Here is a 17,146-nt window from a genome sequence, read left to right as displayed (position 1 = left end):
ATCTACAACTTCATAACTCACTCATCCTCTTACTCCACAGGTATCTCGTACCAATCACAGTTCAGCAATCGTCATATTCTCTTACTACTACTAGTTTACAGTAATGGCTGTAATCCTTATATACCGAGGGGTTGAGGCCCGTTTTTACTCTGCCGCAAAAACGCCATGGATCGCTGAAACCCTTGCTATATAGCAAGGGTTTCAGCGATACTTAGACAGGACAAGTTCACACCCTTTCCACTGCAGCTGATAGATGGTTTTACAGACAAGCAGCGGATGGCGAAACGGATGTGGGACTTCGAGGAATAACCCACTAAAAATGACTTCAGGGGCTCCCGTTAGGGGGCCTTTTTTATGTGGTTTTAACCCTAAATACTGTTGCGCGTCCCCTTCTTTTTACAAGAAAACAGGGGGGACGCGCAACACAACTTTCCTTACACATCAAGGGTTTCAGCGTTTGTCTCACCACTATAGGGGAGAAGGCAGGCCCCCGGCTTCGAAAGCGAAGCAAAGATGTTAGACAAGGCGCGATGATAATTGCAAAAAACCAGAGCCGCCGCCTATCCCTACCTAGGAAGAAATTACAAAAACTCGGTGTTACCTAGGACGAAAATGCAAATAATGTTCCACCCAGAAACACCGGGTTGACCACCTCTCCCCACTATGGACCTGATATTGTTCTGGTAGGAACAAAATTAAGAGTCCCACCCAACAAATGCAAGTTTTATTTTGTAAAAGTTTAGAGGTCGCTGGTCTGGAGCTGCGTTTAAAAGCTCTAAGAAGCAACCTCAACAAAAAAGAGTTTCCCACCTTCGAGAGCTTTTACAGCCACTTTGAGGTCAATAGAACCAACTGGTGGCGATGGGAACAGGGCAAGCGAGCCATCCCAAGTGAAGTCATTCGAAAGTTAGAAGCTCACTTTGAAACTGATTTAGAAGTCCCACAACTTTAGGAACCCACGCCATGCGAACCCAACAGAATTTAAATCCCGAAGTCGAAGCTGCCCTGCAGCACCTTGAAACCCTACTCAACGCACACTACGAAGGTAAATCTCAAAATGTCAATCGAAGACCAAATGACCTATCTGAATCGAATACTGCCGGGGCTGCTTGAGCCAGCCGTAATCGAAAACATCTTGAGGGTTCAGAACTCACAATCTCAAATTGAAAAGGGCCCCCTAACCGCTTCCAACAGTTAGAGAGCCCATTGAGATAAAGAAGCTTCCAACTTCTCTATCTCGGTTCACAAAAACCAGCCCACGTCAAATAGGAGGTTCTGCTGTTAGTAATTCTAACACTGGGCCTCCACCCTCGATTTGCTCAAGGAGAGCCCAAATGCTTGGAATTTATGGAATGTTAGAGGCTGAGGCCAATTTTGAAGCCTACGGTGGTCGTGAAATCGACCCTAACCTGGCTAAGAAAATCAAAGGTATTGGCCGTGGTAGTGTCAACGCCGGGTTGGCAACCACAATTGTTTTAACTGGTTTGCTATCCACTGGGAAGCCTTCATACGCATCCGGTGAAGGGTCTGGTGTTGTCCATGCCGAAGTCACTGAGAATCCTGTCGCCGCTGCTTTAAGAGGCGCTGTTAAAAGCACCGTTCGTCGTGACCTCAACGGTAATCCCGAGATTGTTGAGGCTGAGCCCGCGCCTACGCCTGAGGTTCCTCAACCTGAGATTGAAGCGCTCGCTAAAGAGTCTGCTCCTGCTGATGGTGGTGCTGGTGGTCTCGTTCGCGGGATTGTAAAAGGTTCTTTAGGGATGTTCAGTCAAGATGATGTTTTGACTGCCCCTCCGATTGGTGAAGAAGCTAAAGGAACCGAGGATACTGTTGCTGAGCCCACCGCTGAGAAGCCATTAGCCAGCCCTGAAAACATCGGTGAACTCGACATCACCCGGTACAAATTTTCGGACATGACGAACCAGAACTGGGTTCACCTGGCTCAGAAAAAGTTGAACTGGCTTGGCTACACAGTCGATGTAACAGGAAACTTTGGTCCTCAAACCCAAACTGCGATCATGCGGTTTCAATTCGACCACGGTCTGCCCGCTGATGGAATTGTTGGTGAGCAGACCAAGCGCGCGTTGATGGACGGGCAGGTTCCCTCTGAGTCTGAGCGCGTTCAACAGGCCAAGCCTTTAGCTCTCTGGACTCCTGATGAGCTGCTCGGTGGTGCTGACCTACATAACGGTCGCGGTCGTGCCACGGCTTCCTACATTCAAGGAATGCCAGTCATCAGCTACCAATACAACCGCGATCTGGGCAATGGGCCTAGACCTCACAAGGGTGTCGATATTCCCCTGGCAACTGGTTCGCCCATCTATGCCGTTGGTACTAGTGTATCCATTTGGTACGACCAGGGCGGCGGCGGTCTCGTTGTCGAGCAGGTTCACCCTAGTACACCTGACCTTAAGTTTCAGGTTTTGCACGCTGATGCGGCTTTCGGCAAGTCCTGGCAAGAATGGAAAGCGAGCGGTCCTCAGACCTTCGAAATCCAGCCGAACGAACTGGGCAAGCGTGTTATCGCTCAAACCGGAAATACTGGTTCAAGCGGTGGGCCTCACTCTCACATTGGCGTCAAAAGCAGTGGTGGTGATTACGGTCAAGCTCGTCAGCCTGGTGCTGAGCGCTTCCTGATGGTTCGTTCCACCTTGCCTGGCATCTTGCACTGGGGTGCTGAGTCTGAGATTCACGTTGCTGAAGGCCCCCCTGCCTTCCAAAAGCATAATCATCGGCTCGACCCCAACTCGGTTGCCAGCATCGTTGAGGTTCAGGCGTTAAAGGCTGCTCCTCCCGCTGAGGCTCCTGAAGTCATTGCTGAACAACCTCCTGCAGCTGTGGAGATTGACGCCATTTTTGAGGGTGGTGCTGACTCCCTAGTGACAAAAGCTGTGGGAAGCGCCGAAGGAACTCGCCATCCCAATGGTGGTCACACCCGGCACTACAAAGAGCACACTGACCCCGGCAACCAAGCCTCCAACATCGGTTCATTTTCTTACCAACATCACGATGGCTCTATGACGCCTGAGCAGGCTGATGAAAAGCAGCTCAAAAGGATTGAGGGTCAACTTGAGATTGTTCTGAAAGACGCCGAGCGCCTGGGCGTTGACTTGGACCTGAAGGAGATGCTGAATTTGATTGACCTTTTGAATCAATCTCCCTGGGGTGGCGGCATTGTCGCAGGTTCAACCCCTGGGTCAATCGCCTCTCGCTCGCTTGCTGGTGGAAAAGGTTATATCGACCGTCTGGCTGAGGCTAAGGCGATGGGTAAAACCGGAGACACTGCTATCACTCACGCGCGGGTTGAATCATACAAAAACTCTGAGACCGGGAAGTTCTGGGCTGATGGTCTCTGCCTCAACGGTAAGTGCAACACCTGGGAAGCCGTTCATGCTGACCAGACCCGACGCATGGGAATGGTTCAAAAAGCGATTGACGCTAACGGGTTCGATAGTTCTGAGGTTCTCCTAGCTGCCCAACGAGCTTCTGCTGAAGCACCTGTTGAGTTTGGTCCTGAACCAGAACCCGTTGTTGGTCGCTTAAACGGTGAGGAAGTTATCGAGGAGGAGCCCAAAACCCCTGGGATTCTTCAGCGAATCCTAAAAGCCTTCGTTGAGCCAACCGGCACAAGTTTTGAATCCAAATAACCACAAAGGTCTCTACCCCAATGCTCCAATTCAGAAAGATTAATCTCGTCGTCCCAGTCGTTGCTTTAGGATTTGCTCTCGCCCTTCCTGTAAGTATTGAGGTTGAGTTCGACCGACGTTATCTCGTTTACAGTCTATTCGGTAATCCGAGTGTGCGCCTAAGAATTTCTGATGTTAGTCGCTCTAGCACAATGTTCTTTTAGCTCAAGCCCAAGATTTTTCTAGCATTACAAGGCTCCACCTGGAGCCTTTTTTATTGTTAACAAAAAACTCTGGTTGACCACACTTCAAGGGTATTGAATTGATATTGTTTCTACATGGAACAAAGGGAGACCCCCGGAGGATTTATGACTGATAACTCGACTCAAATCGTCGTACACACTGACGAAGAAATTAAAGCTTCAGAGGAAATCGCCGTTCTACTAAGACAAGCCGCAGCACTCGGTGCTCAAGAAGCTTTAAAGAATGCTGGAATCGTTGCTAATACTAGCGCAAGAGGTCTGGGTACTGCCAGCCGATTCGCTTTAGACGGTGTTACTCAGCTCATTTCAGACACCGTCGCAGAAGTAAGAACTGACTTGAAGACTAACCCTAAGCGATTCAGAATCGGTGTTCAACGCTTAGTCGCTGCCTGTGCTTTAACTGGATTCGTAAGCTTATTCGCTGGCGTTGCGATCGGTCTTGGCGATCCCTCACATACTGCTAACCAAAGCGTGCCTGGTGTCGAGCATACCGTAGTTGAAGCTCCAGCCGAAGAAGCGCCTGCTGAAGCTCCAGCCGAATAAAGAAATAACTCAGACTACCGATTCAAACCCAACTCAAACCCCCAGGATTTCAAATGAAAAGACAAAAGTTTCTCACTTTATTCTCTCTCGCTGTTGTTGCTGCTACTGCTATCGGATGTAATGATCCTAGCCCTGAAGCTTTACAGAGTGTCGATTCTCTCAATGACCAACAGACTGCTGAAGTTATCAGCGTTCGTGATGGCGGCTCCTCGGCTGATTATCCCGATTGGAGTCCTGAGCAGGAAGAGGCTCTTAATGTTTTAGGCTCTGCCTACTTCAGCACCAAACAGAAATAATCCCAACTCATCCCCTGGAAATCGAATCATGAAATTTCTTTTCAACTTAATCTGCTTTGGTGCCACCGTTGGTGCCGCGATCGCATTCTTTTCACCACTGTCCATGGAGCATGCTGTTCAGCAGCAAGTCGAAGGCGTTAAGGCCTCAGCTGTATCTAATAGTTCTGGCACCTCCACTAAGGTCCAGACTATTGACCTTCGTCAGGTCGCCTTCGAGAGTCTTCAACATGTCGCTGAACTTCATACCGTCGAGAGCCAATTCAATTTGCAAATCCCCGTCGAACTGGAGCGCCAACTCGCTGGTGTAAAAGTTGGTTCGACAACCTTAAACTACAGTGCGACAGGTCGTGTTAAAGCTGGCGTTGACCTTGGGGCTATTACTCAAGAAGACATTCAGATCGTTAACGGCATTGTGACCCTGCAGATGCCCCAGGCGGAATTCTTTGAAATTTACGTTAATGTCGAGGATGCTGCGATCACCGAAACCTCATTTGGTTTTGGCCCTAGTCAGACTGCTTCTGCCCTCGTTGAAGCTCAGAAAGAAGCTCATACTCAAATCGGTGAACTCGCCTGTGACTCAGACATTCTCAGCCAGGCAAGCGAGCAGGCCGCTCAAGTTCTAAAGGCATATGTCTCTGAAGTCATTGTCGAACCGGCTGATGAGTGTTCGCCCGTTGTAGGAGTTCAAGAGTCTGATACTGTCACCGCCCCAGAAGCTGAAGTAACTGAGGCTGTGCCTGATGAAGTAAGTGAACTGCCGCCTAGTTACATTGGTGGCCGAACCCCTGAACAAATCGCTGAATCCCAAAGAACGTTTGGTCAATAAAGTCCTATATAGTCCCGCTCAGTAATGTGCGGAATTTACTCCTTTATATACAGTTAAAAATGACAACCTTATACGCACATGCCATCTTCTCAAGCGCTCTGCTAGTCACGGCTTTAATAACCCAGAGCCAGACTCCTAAGCAATTTGTTCCTACATCCACATCGCCCGAAAATCTTAGCGCCCTGAGTGAGACCATGTCACTTGCCAATCAAACATTCCATCTGGGTACTGACCCCAGTGTTCTCGACTTACACGACCGCAATGTCTTGGCCGTCAACCCACGGTTTAAAGGCCCCAGCTGGGATTCCATGCTTCAGGGTCTAGCTGCTCAAGACCTAACCCTAGGGCATCGCCTTCGCCTGGTGGTTGACTTCATTAACAAAAATGATGTTGTCACCCTGAACTATGACGAGCGCAACCTGACCGAACGAGATTTTTATGTGGGAGTATCTGAATTCTTAAATGAGCATCCATCACGCTCGAATGATGAACTCACTGAGGGTCTGGTGAGGGATGGCGGCGACGAGATTCTCCAAGCACAGATGGCCGCGCTTCTCCCTATGGAGAACGGTGCTTACGATGAGAATCTAGGCCACACCTCTGGAATGTTCAAAGCAACTGTTTTGAATACATCAGCACAGCAAGCTGACGGAGAGTTTGAAGTCGAGGCGTCTGATATCGAATCTCTATTAAATCGACTAGAGAAGAAGCAAAGTAAATTCCAGAAAACTTTCGAAGGCGGTAATTCTGACCCAGAGCAACTAGCCTGGACGATTGCTGCTGAAGCTGGTGAGGGTACTGACCTAGCGCTGCTGCTGACATTCCTCCATGAGGCTGGCCACCAGGTGTTCGCTCAAGCTGAACGAAAATTTCCCAACGATGTGTCTGGTTACGTGCCCACACAGCAGAACAACTCCCGCTATGGACTGTCAAGCAGCGGCGAGTCTTATGCAGAAGGATTTGTCTGGTTCGTCTTAGACCCCGCTGGTATGAAAGAAACCGCTCCCGAATACTTCCAGTGGGTTCAAACCTGTTGGACTTTGGCTAATAAGTAATCATGTCCCTCTCTATCAAGAAAGTTTTTACACTTGCATTCGTTGGTCCTTTTGCTGTAGGAGCCGCTCTATCAGCTGCAGCAGCGTTTGGTCAGCCGGGAGACTCAACGTTTAAGTCAACTCCCCTGAACCTGCCTCACCTGGTCTCCAATCACTTTTATGAGGTAGACACGCGGGATATCCTTCTTCAAGCTATACGCGATCGTGCTGAAGCTCCTGAAGTTGAAGAGAGCTTTGAGTTCGACATTCCCGCCAGCGTGGTTTCCTACGTGAGTGGTGAGAAGGTTGGGGATGTCGTAGCAAGTTATCACGCTACTGGCTCTGCCTCAGCCCAAGTAGACTTTAATGCTATTGAACCTGACAACATCAGAATCGTAGATGGTCAGACAGTACTAAGCCTGCCGCCTGCTAAGCTTGTAGACTCTTACGCTAGTATCACCGACGCTGACTTGGATGAAGGAACCAGAACACAGCTGGAAGGACAGGTGGGTTCTGATTTATTAATGAAAGCTGGTTTTTATGCTGAAGAACGTGTGGTTAGGCAAGCCTGCGAAAGCTCTCTCTTCAGCGAAGCTAATGAAGGGGCCGCAGAAGTTCTCCAGGAGTTCGTAGATTCAGTAGAATTCTCTGAATCAAATTGCGAAATTAATTAAACTGATCACTCTATAAATGGAGTAGCTCCTAGGTTTACGACCAGGAGATTTTTTATTACTGAAAAGGCTTCGGCTCACCATCAACAGTTGAACAGATTAGCTGAGACAAATTTGCTATATTTAACCTAAGTTGTTAAATTAAACCAACTTTAGTAACTCAACCCAACTCGATTTAAACCGATGCCATGATACATAACACTGCCGCTACATGTTCAGTTCAATGCCCGACTCAAACAAGGACTCAAAACACAATGCAACAAGTACTTATCGGATACGACCCTGGCAACCACTGGTGTAAGATTTGCCTTGAAAAACCTGACGGAACGATCGAGAAGATTGTTATCCCCAGTAGCCTGGCTACTGACCAGAATTCTATCGTTACTGAAGGAAGTTCATATTCTTTCACCCTACACACTGACCCAGAGAAGGGTAACGAGCGGGAGTTCTTCAAGTCTTGGAGTACAAACGAAGTTTACGAGCCTTACCAGGTTGTCGTTGGTGATCGCACTGGTCAAGGCAAGCCTCGTTTCGCATTCCCCCTATTGGTTGCTGCTATCTGGCCCCATATCCAAAATGGAGACTGCATCAAGCTTGTAGCCAGCGTTCACGATAAAGCTACCTACGGACAGGCCATGAAAGAAGGTCTCAATGGAGTTCACTCCGTGACCTACACCACAAAAGATGAAACTCAAGAGACCAAAACCTTCTGCATAGACGTTCTGGACATTGTTTACGAGTCTGCTGGTGTTGTCCTAGGCCAAGAGAATCGCCCAGTGAAGTCATTCATTCTCGACATTGGCGGTGGTACTGTGCTTGCGATTCCCATGAACGCAGCGCGCCTCGCCCTTGATTCTGTAATCGAATTGCCTCACAGCGGCGTTAAGTCTCTTTTAGGACAGCTGACTATCTGTAATGAGTTGAAGTCCCTCATTCGTTCTGATGCCGGGATGTCCAAGCATTACGCGCGCGTCATGTCTAACGAAGGTCTGATGGCTATGCTCAAGAACAAAGGGATTGCCACTGTAGAAAAGATCAAGGTTGATTGCCGAGACGTAATTAAACCTGTGGTTCAACGTTGGTTGAAAAGTCTTGAGAGTGAACTATACCAAAGCCTTTCAGCCTCGTACCTAGATGAGCCTGGCCGCACCCTGTTGCTCTCTGGTGGTGGTTCCCTCGTTCCTTACGTTAAGGAGTGGGCGCAAGGTCTTAACTTCAAGATTGTCAGTGACCCTCAATTCGCAAACGCTACAGGTTTGCACTCCAGAGCTGTAAGTCTATCTCAGAAAGAAAAGGTGGCCGCGTAATGACAACTCCAAACTCTAAACCCAAAGCACGTAGAAAGAGCAGCAAGACAGTCAAACGCACGACAGTCCGTGTCTCAACTCAAAAGGAACTTCTTGACCAGGTTAGAGAGTTCCTTGGTGGGCCCGGTAAAGCTCTCAATGATTCCGAAGTCTTGAACTATGCTCTAGTTCGTTTCATCGAAATCTGCACCAAGGCTCCTGAACCAGCCCCAGTGATTCACTCAGTTCCTCAACCTGCCCCTGTTGGACCAGTTGCTATCCCTCAACCCATGCCCATACCTGAACCCACACCAGCGCCTGAGCCTATGGTTCAAAATGTTGACTGGGACGACGTAGATTAAACCCTAGAAAAACAGCAAACAACCCCCCGGCTTATTCCTTTAAAGTTTTTCAGCTAAACCCCCAAACAGTGTTTACAACCCCATTGGACTCTTGATGGCTTTATCTGCAGCAACGGAGCCTCATACCAAGGACATCGGCCAGTGAAGAGAGGATGCCAATCGAGCAAGGCTAACTGCTGCTCTAACGTGCAAGGCTGTGAAGGCGCAGGGATCGGGCTTCCATCGTAAGTAGCACCCAGCTCTTCAGGCACATCTAAATCCTTATCACTCATAGCCACAGGCTTTGACGCCGTACATGAACTTGCTGCTGCCATCTGGCCTGAAGGTCACACACCAGTTGCCACCAGAGGCGTGAATTCGATAGCGATGAACTGCTCCATCCACTATGATGGAGCAAGAACAAAGATACTATTCCTGCGACTCCTAGGCCGATGCCTGAACCGACTTTCTTCCATCTGACCATGCCTGCACCCAAATCCTGAGTCCAGAGTGCCCAAATTCAAATGCCGCCTATGTACTTCCCCTCCGAACTCTCCCTGAAGAAGTTTCTGTTCGTTTTCTTCAAAGTCCATGGGTATGAGGCTGCTACAGAAGTTCTGCTCAAAGGGGGCGGAAAAGCAGACTTAATTACAAGTGCTTACATCATTGAGTGCAAAAAGGTTCTCACACGATCACACTTGTTTGAAGCTGCTGGGCAGCTGACGACCTACCTTAAAGCTCGCCCAGACAAGCTCCTTGTAATCGCAGGCCTCACACCAGTAAGTGGTATGTATGATGCTAAGCAGGCAGCTCAGCGATTGGAGAATGTTGGGTATTCTGTATGGTTCATTGATGAGTTAGAAATATTCAAAAGCTTCTACAAAAGGTGGTACGAGCTGTTTTAGTTCATAGATAAGCTAAATTCAAAGTTTATTAGACAACTGAATAGTTCAATCGATAAGCTCTGAAGAAGTATTCTCTAGAGCTTTTTCAATGGCCGTTCAGACGGACTTTATAATATGACACTCATCAGGGTGCGACCTTCGGGATTGTCCTCGACCTTGATCTTGACCTAACAATCTTAGGGGCGCGGACTCAGTTCACAAAACACTTGCACCCCAGTAGCCAGCAAGTTTCGTTTGAGGTTTTCATCCACCAGCCCGCTAGCGGGGAACGGTCGTGTTGGGTCTCCTGGTAAGTGAGCCGGAGCTAAATTCTTTTCAGGATGGCGTGAGTCGGCTGATTAAAGCCGGGGCACCTGCCCTGATGGAAGATGACATTGACGGGGAGGTGCTCTTCGCCAGCTTGACAAACTTTATGGGCACTCTAAGCCAGTTAAATGAAATCAACTCATTTATAAAGCCTTATGTAAATCAGGTATAAACGTTGTTAATAGCGGTGTTTAGGGATGCAGAAATTATGCTATATCTCTACAAAGAGGATTCTTCCCAGAGCATGCAGCTCGTCAATTAGCAGGAGAATGTGGTCTAAGGTCAACAACTATTCTGGCTTGGCTCCAAAACCACAGTCGCGATCTGCACAAGAAGGATTAGTCTTAAATTAAATTATTGAGAATAGAACCGATGAGAAAAACTAGCCTTAGTACTATATGTTTGCTGGCCCTTGGTTTTGTCGGCAGCACAGCAATTCCCAGTTTTGCACAGGAAACTAGCGAATCCAATTTCTATAACATTTGCACAAGAGATCCAGGATCAAGAGTGAATTTAAGAACTGGCCCAGGTACAAATCACGCCAAAGGATTGGTGCAAGTTGGCTCTGGAGGTGCTGCCGTTGACAACTACTTCTCAAGTGTTAGCTATTCTCTAGCGGCAGGAGAGGACATTGCCCAATCTATATCTGTATTTGAAGTCGTCCAAAATCAACAGGGAGAATCTTGGTCTATGGTAGGCACAAACCAATGGAATGCCTGGGTTCGCTCTGACTTTGTGTGCCCTACCAGATAAGAAATACACAAAGTTCATAGAGATGGTGGTGGGCAATCCTAAGTTTTGCTTGCGTTCTGAGGATAATCTAAAACCATAGGTTGCCCAGACAATAGAATACTTAAATAGATAGGCTTTGGGAATCGTTTCCCAGAGCCTATCTCGTTATGAGCGTACAAAATGGTCTTTATAATCTCACAATCCAGCAAAGCGCGACCTTCGGGATTGTTCTCGACCTCGACCTTGATTTAACAGGTTTAGGCGTTCGTGCTCAACTGACAAAACATTTGCACCCGACTAGCCCTCGGGTGACCTTCCAAACATTCATCGAACAACCCGCTTCTGAGGGGAGAATCATTGTCGGTTTAACCAGCGATCAAACCGTTAACCTAACACCAAACATCTACCCGATTGATTGGAGTCAAGTGATTGACTGGGACGACCGCGACACTGGTCTCCAACCCCATGAAGTCGATCTTCTAATCCCAGGTAGGCGACCCTATTACTGGGATCTGGTTGTCTACGATGGAAGCCCTGAAAGTATTGTGAATCGGTTCCTGGCTGGCGAAATTCTTGTCACAGCGGGGGTGACCTTAGATGTCTAGTATCACTCCCCCACAAGTCGTCCAGGTTTCAGTTACGAACCCCACGCCCCAAAACATTCAAGTCACAACGGCTGCTAGACCTAATATTGCGGTTAGCCTCGGCGGTGCTAGCTACAGACCCACATACGATGCAATCGTTACTGATGAAATAGCTGGCACATCTTTAGAAGCGATGCGCGCGGTTGTCTTCGATGGTAGCGATAAAGTTATATACGCCTCTGCGTCAAATCCTGCTCACGCTGGTCGTGTCGCTGGGATGACCTTAGAGGCAGTTGCTATGGATGCTGCTGTCAAAATTGTCAGGCACGGAATCATGCGAACCACTGCAGTCGAGGCTGCTTGGGATGATTCAGAAGATTGGGATGATAGCGAACTCTGGAGCGACTACGACAACGAAGCAGCCTTCCTGGGTGAACAGGGTTTACTAACCACTGCAGCGCCTGCGCCAGGAGGATTCCTTCAACGGTTAATCACCTGGCAATCCTCAGATAGTTTCCTCTTTAGTCCCAGCGAACAGGTGATTTATATCGATGCCTAACGCACTTTCCATTGTTGGAAACAACATAAGAGCTATTAAAGGTGAAGACACCTTAACGCTTGAGCACCAGCTACTTTCAGGGCGACTAAGCGGGCACCGCAGCCTACATAAAGAGTTTGATTTTGATGGAGAAACCATCACTGGCTATCACCAATGGGATGGCCCTGATAAAGAAACCCTTTTAATCACCGTTGAATTTACTTTCACGGGTGGAAACATCATACAGAAACGAATTACTGATGAAGTGTCAGGCGTCGTCGTCACTGTAACTTTTGGATACTTGGTTGGCAAATTGAAGTCTGTGACTGAGGCAGTGGCTTAACCTCTAACTCTAGTGTCTTCGCTGATGCTGCTAGGCCTGCACCACCCATCAACAGCCGTAGAACATCATAGAAGAATGTTTTATCCTCTTCTTCTATTGATTTCGCGGCAAAGTTCAGAGTCAATGACAAACAGGCTATAGCTGTAATAAGGAACATATGCTTTTGATTCTTCCGAATCACTTTTGTCTGAGCTTCATTTACTTTCTCAACAGCCGCGATACGCTTCTCTAGGGCATCTAACCTAGAAGCTTTCTCAAACCACATATTGATGTTTTCCTGCTAGAATAAACTTAAGTGTAAAATCAACAGACCCAGCTTCGGTTGGGTTTTTATTTGTCAATCAAATACAACCATACAAAATAGGTTGAACAGACTTTAAGGGGTACATCTTGCGATATTAAAAGTGTTGATTTTGCACTTCTAATAATGCACTTTAATTCCAAGAGATTCGCTGAATTGAAAGAGGAAATCAATTCTCTTTCTCCCCTTGAAAAAGCCTTGGCATACTTTGAGGCTAAGCTACCTGACCTAATCCAAGACCAGCCTGTCGGCGGCTGCTGGGACTACCACCGAAAAGACCCAGATGGTTATGGCTTACTGAGCGTTTTCGGCAAAAGCTACCGACTTCATCGGCTTAGCTATCTCCACTTCAATGGCCCTCTCAAAGACGGTCAATGGGCATTACATCGCTGTAATAACCCAAATTGCTGGAGGCCCGATCACCTGTACGCAGGTAATGGCGCTGACAACGCTGCTGACCGAATTGCTGCTGGAGCAGTTCGCGGCAAGCTGCCCGATGAAACGGTCTTTCTAATCAAGCGGTTGATTCGGGACGGCCTGTCGAATAAGAAAGTCGCTGAGCAGGCAGGCGTCAGCCCAGGGTGTGTCAGTCACATCCGCCTGGGCAAGCGAAGAAAAGACATAGCCGCTTAGACCAGACAGCCGGGCCTACCCGGCTTTTATTTTTATCTATTGAAACTATAGAAAACTATGCAAGCCTTATTAAAACTTACCAACCGCAACTATGACGCGATTATCTCCCCTGAGGATGATGACCTTAATGCGGAAAGCTGGTACGAGACTGAGCGCGGGTACATACAACAGTACTCACCAGGCGGGATCATAAAGCTTCATCGATTAGTAATGGAGCGCAAGCTAGGTCGAGTGCTCTTTCCAAATGAGATGGTCGATCACCGCAGCAGGGTTCGCCTAGACAACACCCGAGACAACCTACGGCTAGCCACCCAAACTCTTAACGAAGGGAATAAGGGAGTAAGGCGAGATAACTCCTCTGGATATAAAGGAGTCAGCCTGATGGCGAACGGTAAGTTTAAGGCCACCATTACTATTGAGCGTAAATCCAAGCACCTTAAGTGCTGGCTTACAGCAGTTGAAGCTGCACTGGCCTACGATCAAGCAGCCCGAGAATACTTTGGGGAGTTCGCGTTGCTCAACTTTCCCTAGACGCCCGTGGTAGATTACCACCAGACTTACCACCAATTGTGGCCTAGGGGCAGCTAATTATATGAGCTAGCCTATGGCCCCGGCATTGTAGAAAGCCTGAAACCACAGTACGGAGAGGGAGGGATTCGAACCCTCGGTCCTTGCGGACACCCGATTTCAAGTCGGGCGCATTCGACCACTCTGCCACCTCTCCAAAGGGGGATGACTGCCATTATGGCAGGGCTTCTAATCTGTTATATCACTCCGCTGGCTCGACTTGAATGTAAATCTGACTGCCTACAAGCTCACCTCCTGCCCGTTGGCGATGTGCCAGACAATTCACAGGCACAAGGTCGGTCTTCGAGAAAGGGTCTCTTCGTCACAATGTTTCACATTAATCACGCATTAATCACGCCTGTCTTTGGAGCCACAGCGCTACCGGCATTTAGCCCTCAGCGGCTTGCTGGTAGCCATGTCATGTCGGCCTACTACTAAAAGCTATGAGTCAATCCATGTTCTCGACCTGGCCTGTTTCTCTTAGTGCCCCTCAGTCTGCTGTCAAGCCTGAACAGTTGACCAGCACAGAACTGGTAGCCCTTTGCCAGCAGCGGCTACGGCCCGAGCGAACCATGTTCGCCGAACTTCTGCGCCGCTACCAAAGTCATGTAGATAAGCTGCTCTACCACTTAGCCCCCGACTGGCCTGATCGGGCTGACCTCGCCCAAGAGGTTTGGATCCGGGTTTACCGCAATATGCGTCGTTTGAATGATCCAGCCAAGTTTAAAGGTTGGCTAGGGCGCATTACTACCAACTTGTTTTACGACGAGCTGCGGCGGCGCAAGCGCAATCGGGCTACCCTTTCCCTTGATGCCCCTCTTAATTTAGAAGACGGCACCATCGATTGGGATGTGCCAGCCAACGCCCCTGGCCCTGTAGATACGATGATGACGCGGGAGTTTTACGATCAGCTGCATCGCGCCATTGCCGATTTGCCTGAAGTATTTCGCACCACCATTGTGCTGCGCGAGATTCAAGGGCTTTCGTACGAAGAGATCGCCGATATGACCGGGGTATCTCTGGGCACCGTAAAGTCTCGCATTGCCCGGGCTCGTCAGCGCTTGCAAACCGATTTACAGCCCTATTTAGGCTACTAACCCTCACCTGCTAAACGTTGCCTCTACAGGGTGCTCTGCCAACTCCTTCCCATGCGAAATCTTACGAAGCGATCCGTACTTAAATTGCACCATCATTGCGCCGTTAAGAAAAGTCTGTAAACCTATACCTAAGGATTCATGATTTACCGGTTAGAAATACCCCCAAGAGGTTACCGATTTTAGGGTGTTGGCATTATGATCAGTACCGGCAGTAAAAACACCTGATTCGGCTATTTGGTCAATCAGGGGCCTTTAGAGCCTAATATCTGCCTTGGTCGTTGTTTAGTTGCTTACCTTCAGGTGTTGTTTTTGGTATGACTACCTCTCCTTACACGCCTAATCACGTTCAGATGCCATCTCAGGGGAGTAACCCCGATAGGTCTATGGCCTCAGCTGCATCATATTGTCACGATTTAGATGCCACTAAGCGCGATCGCTTCGAGTTGCTAAGCGCTTACCTCGATGGTGAGGTCACCCCCGAAGAGCGCCAGCAGGTGCTTCGCTGGATTCAGCACGACGACGGCACCCGTAGCCTTTACCATCGTCTGCTGGCCCTGCGCCAGGGAATGCGCAGCCAAACTATCGCTCCAGACTGCGGCGCAGAAGCGACCCTCGTAGGGGTATTTCACTGCCTCAATCACCGTCTTAAGTTAGTCACCATGGCTAGTGCTGGAGTAGCCGCCATTGGCGTTATCAACCTATTGTCTGGGGCTGGAATGGGTACTCCTTCCTGGCGAATGGCTACCGTTGCCCAGCCGGAAGCCCTAGAGATTGCCCTCGACAAGCCAGCTTTTCCCATTCCCGAAGCCTCTGCGGTCATGTCTACTGACCTCGCTAGCCCTCTTGAAGCAGGCGGCTTGCCGATCGATTCTGAGCTATAGGTCGGCTAGAACCTAAGCTTTGGCCATAGCAGTGAGCCTCGCTATCTGAAGTAGATGGCGAGGCTCACTGCTGTGGGGCAGCCCTTGTGGGGAGAAATAATCTTTATTGAGTGAGTCTGGTAGCTATCGGCTACAGCGACTAAACCTTCTCTAGCTGGTCGAGGCGTAGCCAAATATTGGGGGTAGGCACTACCCCGAACTTGACCAGGGCGTAGTCGTCGCTGGTTTCTAAAATTTCGCCTTTGGTTTCAAATAGATAAGGCGGGAAACGGGTATCGCTGGCGGTGGATTCCACGCTGTTTTCCAGTTTTTCGCGTACGGCTCGCACTAGGTCGCCCCGCTTTAACGTTGCTGCCATAGATCTACTTGCTATCAACCTCAGCTTTACTGTACACGAAATTGCTCTGTTGCGGCCCCTCTGTCGAGAAAGAGGGAGCCACTGGCAGTCTAGTACTCGACGGCTGAAATATGCCCACCATTCCGAATTGCTTGGCTCCCTAGCCCCCGGAGAATAGCATCTAAACTTGCGCCGCAGAGTACTAGTTTCCAGGCCTGTAATAGTCGCGGTTTCCTATTGCTGACACTGAGGACAATAATGGGCCGATCGCCCCGCTAGTTTGAGGCGACAAATAGGGGTAGCGCAGACGCGGCAGGGTTCGCCGTCGCGATTGTAAACCCAGGCAACGCCACCGTAGTTGCCGTTGATGCCGTAAATATCGCGGTAGTCACTAAAGGTGGTGCCACCCGACTCAATGCTGGTGGTGAGCACCTTGCGAATGGCACTGTGCAGCCGTTGCAGACGCTGGGAGCCAATGCGATCGCTGGGGGTAAGCGGGCGTAAACCGCTTAAGAACAGGGCTTCGTCGGCATAGATGTTGCCAATACCCGCCACCAAAGCCTGATCGAGCAGGGCATTTTTGATCGGACGACGGCTGTGGGCTAGTCGCTGGCGCAGGTAGGCCACTGAAAAACTGTCGTCAAAGGGTTCTGGTCCCAGGGTGCGCAGCCCCGTCATGATGGCCTCAGGGGCGGATCCAGGGGGCACCCACCAGAGGCGGCCAAATGTACGCTGGTCAATGTAGCGCAGCTCGTGGTTTTCGCTCAGCCACAGCCGCACTCGGCAGTGAGTCTGCACGGGAGTTTTAGGGTCGAGCCACAGCAGTTGACCGGTCATGCGCAAATGTACCCCTAGATAGCCGCCGGGGCTGCCGTCGGCCTGGGTTAGCTGACCCAGCAGGTATTTGCCCCGGCGATGCCAGTCGCTCAAGGTAGACCCGATGATGCCCGTCAAAAATGCAGCTTCTGAGGCAGGATGCGCGATTGCCCTAGAGAGTAGCACCTCCCCCCCCTCTAGCCAGTGACCGGGTGTTACC

General features: G+C 49.4%; 18 protein-coding genes and 1 tRNA gene. 16 read left to right on the top strand and 3 right to left on the bottom strand.

What is annotated here, in order from left to right:
• Positions 1 to 715: 715 nt before the first annotated feature.
• From IQ273_RS18890 to IQ273_RS18820, 14 genes are all read left to right on the top strand, one after another.
• On the top strand, positions 716 to 952 hold the full coding sequence (locus tag IQ273_RS18890) for a helix-turn-helix transcriptional regulator (protein ID WP_194024715.1): 237 nt from the start codon (positions 716 to 718) through the stop codon (positions 950 to 952).
• A 382-nt stretch (positions 953 to 1,334) separates the two neighbouring features.
• The gene (locus IQ273_RS18880; protein ID WP_228053377.1) at positions 1,335 to 3,647 is read left to right on the top strand and encodes a peptidoglycan-binding protein; all 2,313 of its coding nucleotides are present in this window, start codon (positions 1,335 to 1,337) and stop codon (positions 3,645 to 3,647) included.
• Between the two features lie 347 nt (positions 3,648 to 3,994).
• A complete protein-coding gene (locus tag IQ273_RS18875) occupies positions 3,995 to 4,432 on the top strand; it encodes a hypothetical protein (protein ID WP_194024713.1) in 438 nt (145 codons plus the stop codon).
• Between the two features lie 53 nt (positions 4,433 to 4,485).
• Positions 4,486 to 4,728 carry a hypothetical protein gene (locus IQ273_RS18870; RefSeq protein WP_194024712.1) on the top strand — a complete coding sequence of 81 codons (243 nt, stop codon included), beginning with the start codon at positions 4,486 to 4,488 and terminating at the stop codon, positions 4,726 to 4,728.
• Positions 4,729 to 4,756: 28 nt separating this feature from the next.
• On the top strand, positions 4,757 to 5,554 hold the full coding sequence (locus IQ273_RS18865; protein WP_194024711.1) for a DUF4230 domain-containing protein: 798 nt from the start codon (positions 4,757 to 4,759) through the stop codon (positions 5,552 to 5,554).
• 194 nt (positions 5,555 to 5,748) lie between these two features.
• A complete protein-coding gene (locus tag IQ273_RS18860) occupies positions 5,749 to 6,609 on the top strand; it encodes a hypothetical protein (RefSeq protein WP_194024710.1) in 861 nt (286 codons plus the stop codon).
• A 2-nt stretch (positions 6,610 to 6,611) separates the two neighbouring features.
• The gene (locus IQ273_RS18855; protein WP_194024709.1) at positions 6,612 to 7,262 is read left to right on the top strand and encodes a DUF4230 domain-containing protein; all 651 of its coding nucleotides are present in this window, start codon (positions 6,612 to 6,614) and stop codon (positions 7,260 to 7,262) included.
• A 251-nt stretch (positions 7,263 to 7,513) separates the two neighbouring features.
• The gene (locus IQ273_RS18850; RefSeq protein WP_194024708.1) at positions 7,514 to 8,566 is read left to right on the top strand and encodes a ParM/StbA family protein; all 1,053 of its coding nucleotides are present in this window, start codon (positions 7,514 to 7,516) and stop codon (positions 8,564 to 8,566) included.
• 853 nt (positions 8,567 to 9,419) lie between these two features.
• On the top strand, positions 9,420 to 9,791 hold the full coding sequence (locus IQ273_RS18845; protein WP_194024707.1) for a hypothetical protein: 372 nt from the start codon (positions 9,420 to 9,422) through the stop codon (positions 9,789 to 9,791).
• 1,205 nt (positions 9,792 to 10,996) lie between these two features.
• Positions 10,997 to 11,434, top strand: a complete 438-nt coding sequence (locus IQ273_RS18840) for a hypothetical protein (protein WP_194024706.1) — start codon at positions 10,997 to 10,999, stop codon at positions 11,432 to 11,434.
• 277 nt (positions 11,435 to 11,711) lie between these two features.
• A complete protein-coding gene (locus tag IQ273_RS18835) occupies positions 11,712 to 11,972 on the top strand; it encodes a hypothetical protein (protein ID WP_194024705.1) in 261 nt (86 codons plus the stop codon).
• Positions 11,965 to 12,294, top strand: coding sequence for a hypothetical protein (locus IQ273_RS18830; RefSeq protein WP_194024704.1), 330 nt, complete (start codon positions 11,965 to 11,967; stop codon positions 12,292 to 12,294). The genes IQ273_RS18835 and IQ273_RS18830 overlap by 8 nt, the downstream gene beginning before the upstream one ends.
• 427 nt (positions 12,295 to 12,721) lie before the next feature.
• Entirely contained in the window at positions 12,722 to 13,228 is a 507-nt protein-coding gene (locus tag IQ273_RS18825; protein WP_194024703.1) for an HNH endonuclease, read from the top strand.
• Positions 13,229 to 13,285: 57 nt separating this feature from the next.
• The gene (locus IQ273_RS18820) at positions 13,286 to 13,759 is read left to right on the top strand and encodes an HNH endonuclease (RefSeq protein ID WP_194024702.1); all 474 of its coding nucleotides are present in this window, start codon (positions 13,286 to 13,288) and stop codon (positions 13,757 to 13,759) included.
• A gap of 110 nt (positions 13,760 to 13,869) precedes the next feature.
• Here the strand turns inward: IQ273_RS18820 and IQ273_RS18815 are convergent.
• Positions 13,870 to 13,952 (bottom strand) — tRNA-Ser (locus IQ273_RS18815).
• A 286-nt stretch (positions 13,953 to 14,238) separates the two neighbouring features.
• Here IQ273_RS18815 and IQ273_RS18810 point away from each other — a divergent pair.
• Positions 14,239 to 14,892: a sigma-70 family RNA polymerase sigma factor gene (locus IQ273_RS18810; protein WP_194024701.1), complete on the top strand. Its 654-nt coding sequence runs from the start codon at positions 14,239 to 14,241 to the stop codon at positions 14,890 to 14,892.
• A gap of 383 nt (positions 14,893 to 15,275) precedes the next feature.
• Positions 15,276 to 15,773: an anti-sigma factor gene (locus tag IQ273_RS18805; RefSeq protein ID WP_194024700.1), complete on the top strand. Its 498-nt coding sequence runs from the start codon at positions 15,276 to 15,278 to the stop codon at positions 15,771 to 15,773.
• A 139-nt stretch (positions 15,774 to 15,912) separates the two neighbouring features.
• Here IQ273_RS18805 and IQ273_RS18800 read toward each other — a convergent pair whose 3' ends face one another.
• Together IQ273_RS18800 and IQ273_RS18795 are read right to left on the bottom strand one after the other, a co-directional pair.
• Positions 15,913 to 16,131 (bottom strand): NAD(P)H-quinone oxidoreductase subunit O, encoded by a 219-nt coding sequence (locus tag IQ273_RS18800; RefSeq protein ID WP_194024699.1) that lies wholly within the window; start codon positions 16,129 to 16,131, stop codon positions 15,913 to 15,915.
• A gap of 213 nt (positions 16,132 to 16,344) precedes the next feature.
• Positions 16,345 to 17,146 (bottom strand): DNA-formamidopyrimidine glycosylase (locus IQ273_RS18795; RefSeq protein ID WP_194024698.1); only part of this gene is annotated, 802 nt, incomplete at its 5' end.

This window comes from Nodosilinea sp. LEGE 07298, from assembly GCF_015207265.1.
Lineage (GTDB): Bacteria > Cyanobacteriota > Cyanobacteriia > Phormidesmidales > Phormidesmidaceae > Nodosilinea.
This window is presented reverse-complemented; position numbering and strand designations above follow the sequence as displayed.

Excerpts from the sequence above, each read along its gene's own strand:
- IQ273_RS18825 (WP_194024703.1), top strand. The coding sequence starts at position 12,722 with ATGCACTTTAATTCCAAGAGATTCGCTGAATTGAAAGAGGAAATCAAT.
- IQ273_RS18805 (WP_194024700.1), top strand. The coding sequence starts at position 15,276 with ATGGCCTCAGCTGCATCATATTGTCACGATTTAGATGCCACTAAGCGC.
- IQ273_RS18875 (WP_194024713.1), top strand. The coding sequence starts at position 3,995 with ATGACTGATAACTCGACTCAAATCGTCGTACACACTGACGAAGAAATT.
- IQ273_RS18820 (WP_194024702.1), top strand. The coding sequence starts at position 13,286 with ATGCAAGCCTTATTAAAACTTACCAACCGCAACTATGACGCGATTATC.
- IQ273_RS18870 (WP_194024712.1), top strand. The coding sequence starts at position 4,486 with ATGAAAAGACAAAAGTTTCTCACTTTATTCTCTCTCGCTGTTGTTGCT.
- IQ273_RS18880 (WP_228053377.1), top strand. The coding sequence starts at position 1,335 with ATGCTTGGAATTTATGGAATGTTAGAGGCTGAGGCCAATTTTGAAGCC.
- IQ273_RS18855 (WP_194024709.1), top strand. The coding sequence starts at position 6,612 with ATGTCCCTCTCTATCAAGAAAGTTTTTACACTTGCATTCGTTGGTCCT.
- IQ273_RS18810 (WP_194024701.1), top strand. The coding sequence starts at position 14,239 with ATGAGTCAATCCATGTTCTCGACCTGGCCTGTTTCTCTTAGTGCCCCT.
- IQ273_RS18850 (WP_194024708.1), top strand. The coding sequence starts at position 7,514 with ATGCAACAAGTACTTATCGGATACGACCCTGGCAACCACTGGTGTAAG.
- IQ273_RS18840 (WP_194024706.1), top strand. The coding sequence starts at position 10,997 with ATGAGCGTACAAAATGGTCTTTATAATCTCACAATCCAGCAAAGCGCG.
- IQ273_RS18845 (WP_194024707.1), top strand. The coding sequence starts at position 9,420 with ATGTACTTCCCCTCCGAACTCTCCCTGAAGAAGTTTCTGTTCGTTTTC.
- IQ273_RS18800 (WP_194024699.1), bottom strand. The coding sequence starts at position 16,131 with ATGGCAGCAACGTTAAAGCGGGGCGACCTAGTGCGAGCCGTACGCGAA.
- IQ273_RS18860 (WP_194024710.1), top strand. The coding sequence starts at position 5,749 with ATGTCACTTGCCAATCAAACATTCCATCTGGGTACTGACCCCAGTGTT.
- IQ273_RS18890 (WP_194024715.1), top strand. The coding sequence starts at position 716 with ATGCAAGTTTTATTTTGTAAAAGTTTAGAGGTCGCTGGTCTGGAGCTG.
- IQ273_RS18835 (WP_194024705.1), top strand. The coding sequence starts at position 11,712 with ATGGATGCTGCTGTCAAAATTGTCAGGCACGGAATCATGCGAACCACT.
- IQ273_RS18830 (WP_194024704.1), top strand. The coding sequence starts at position 11,965 with ATGCCTAACGCACTTTCCATTGTTGGAAACAACATAAGAGCTATTAAA.
- IQ273_RS18865 (WP_194024711.1), top strand. The coding sequence starts at position 4,757 with ATGAAATTTCTTTTCAACTTAATCTGCTTTGGTGCCACCGTTGGTGCC.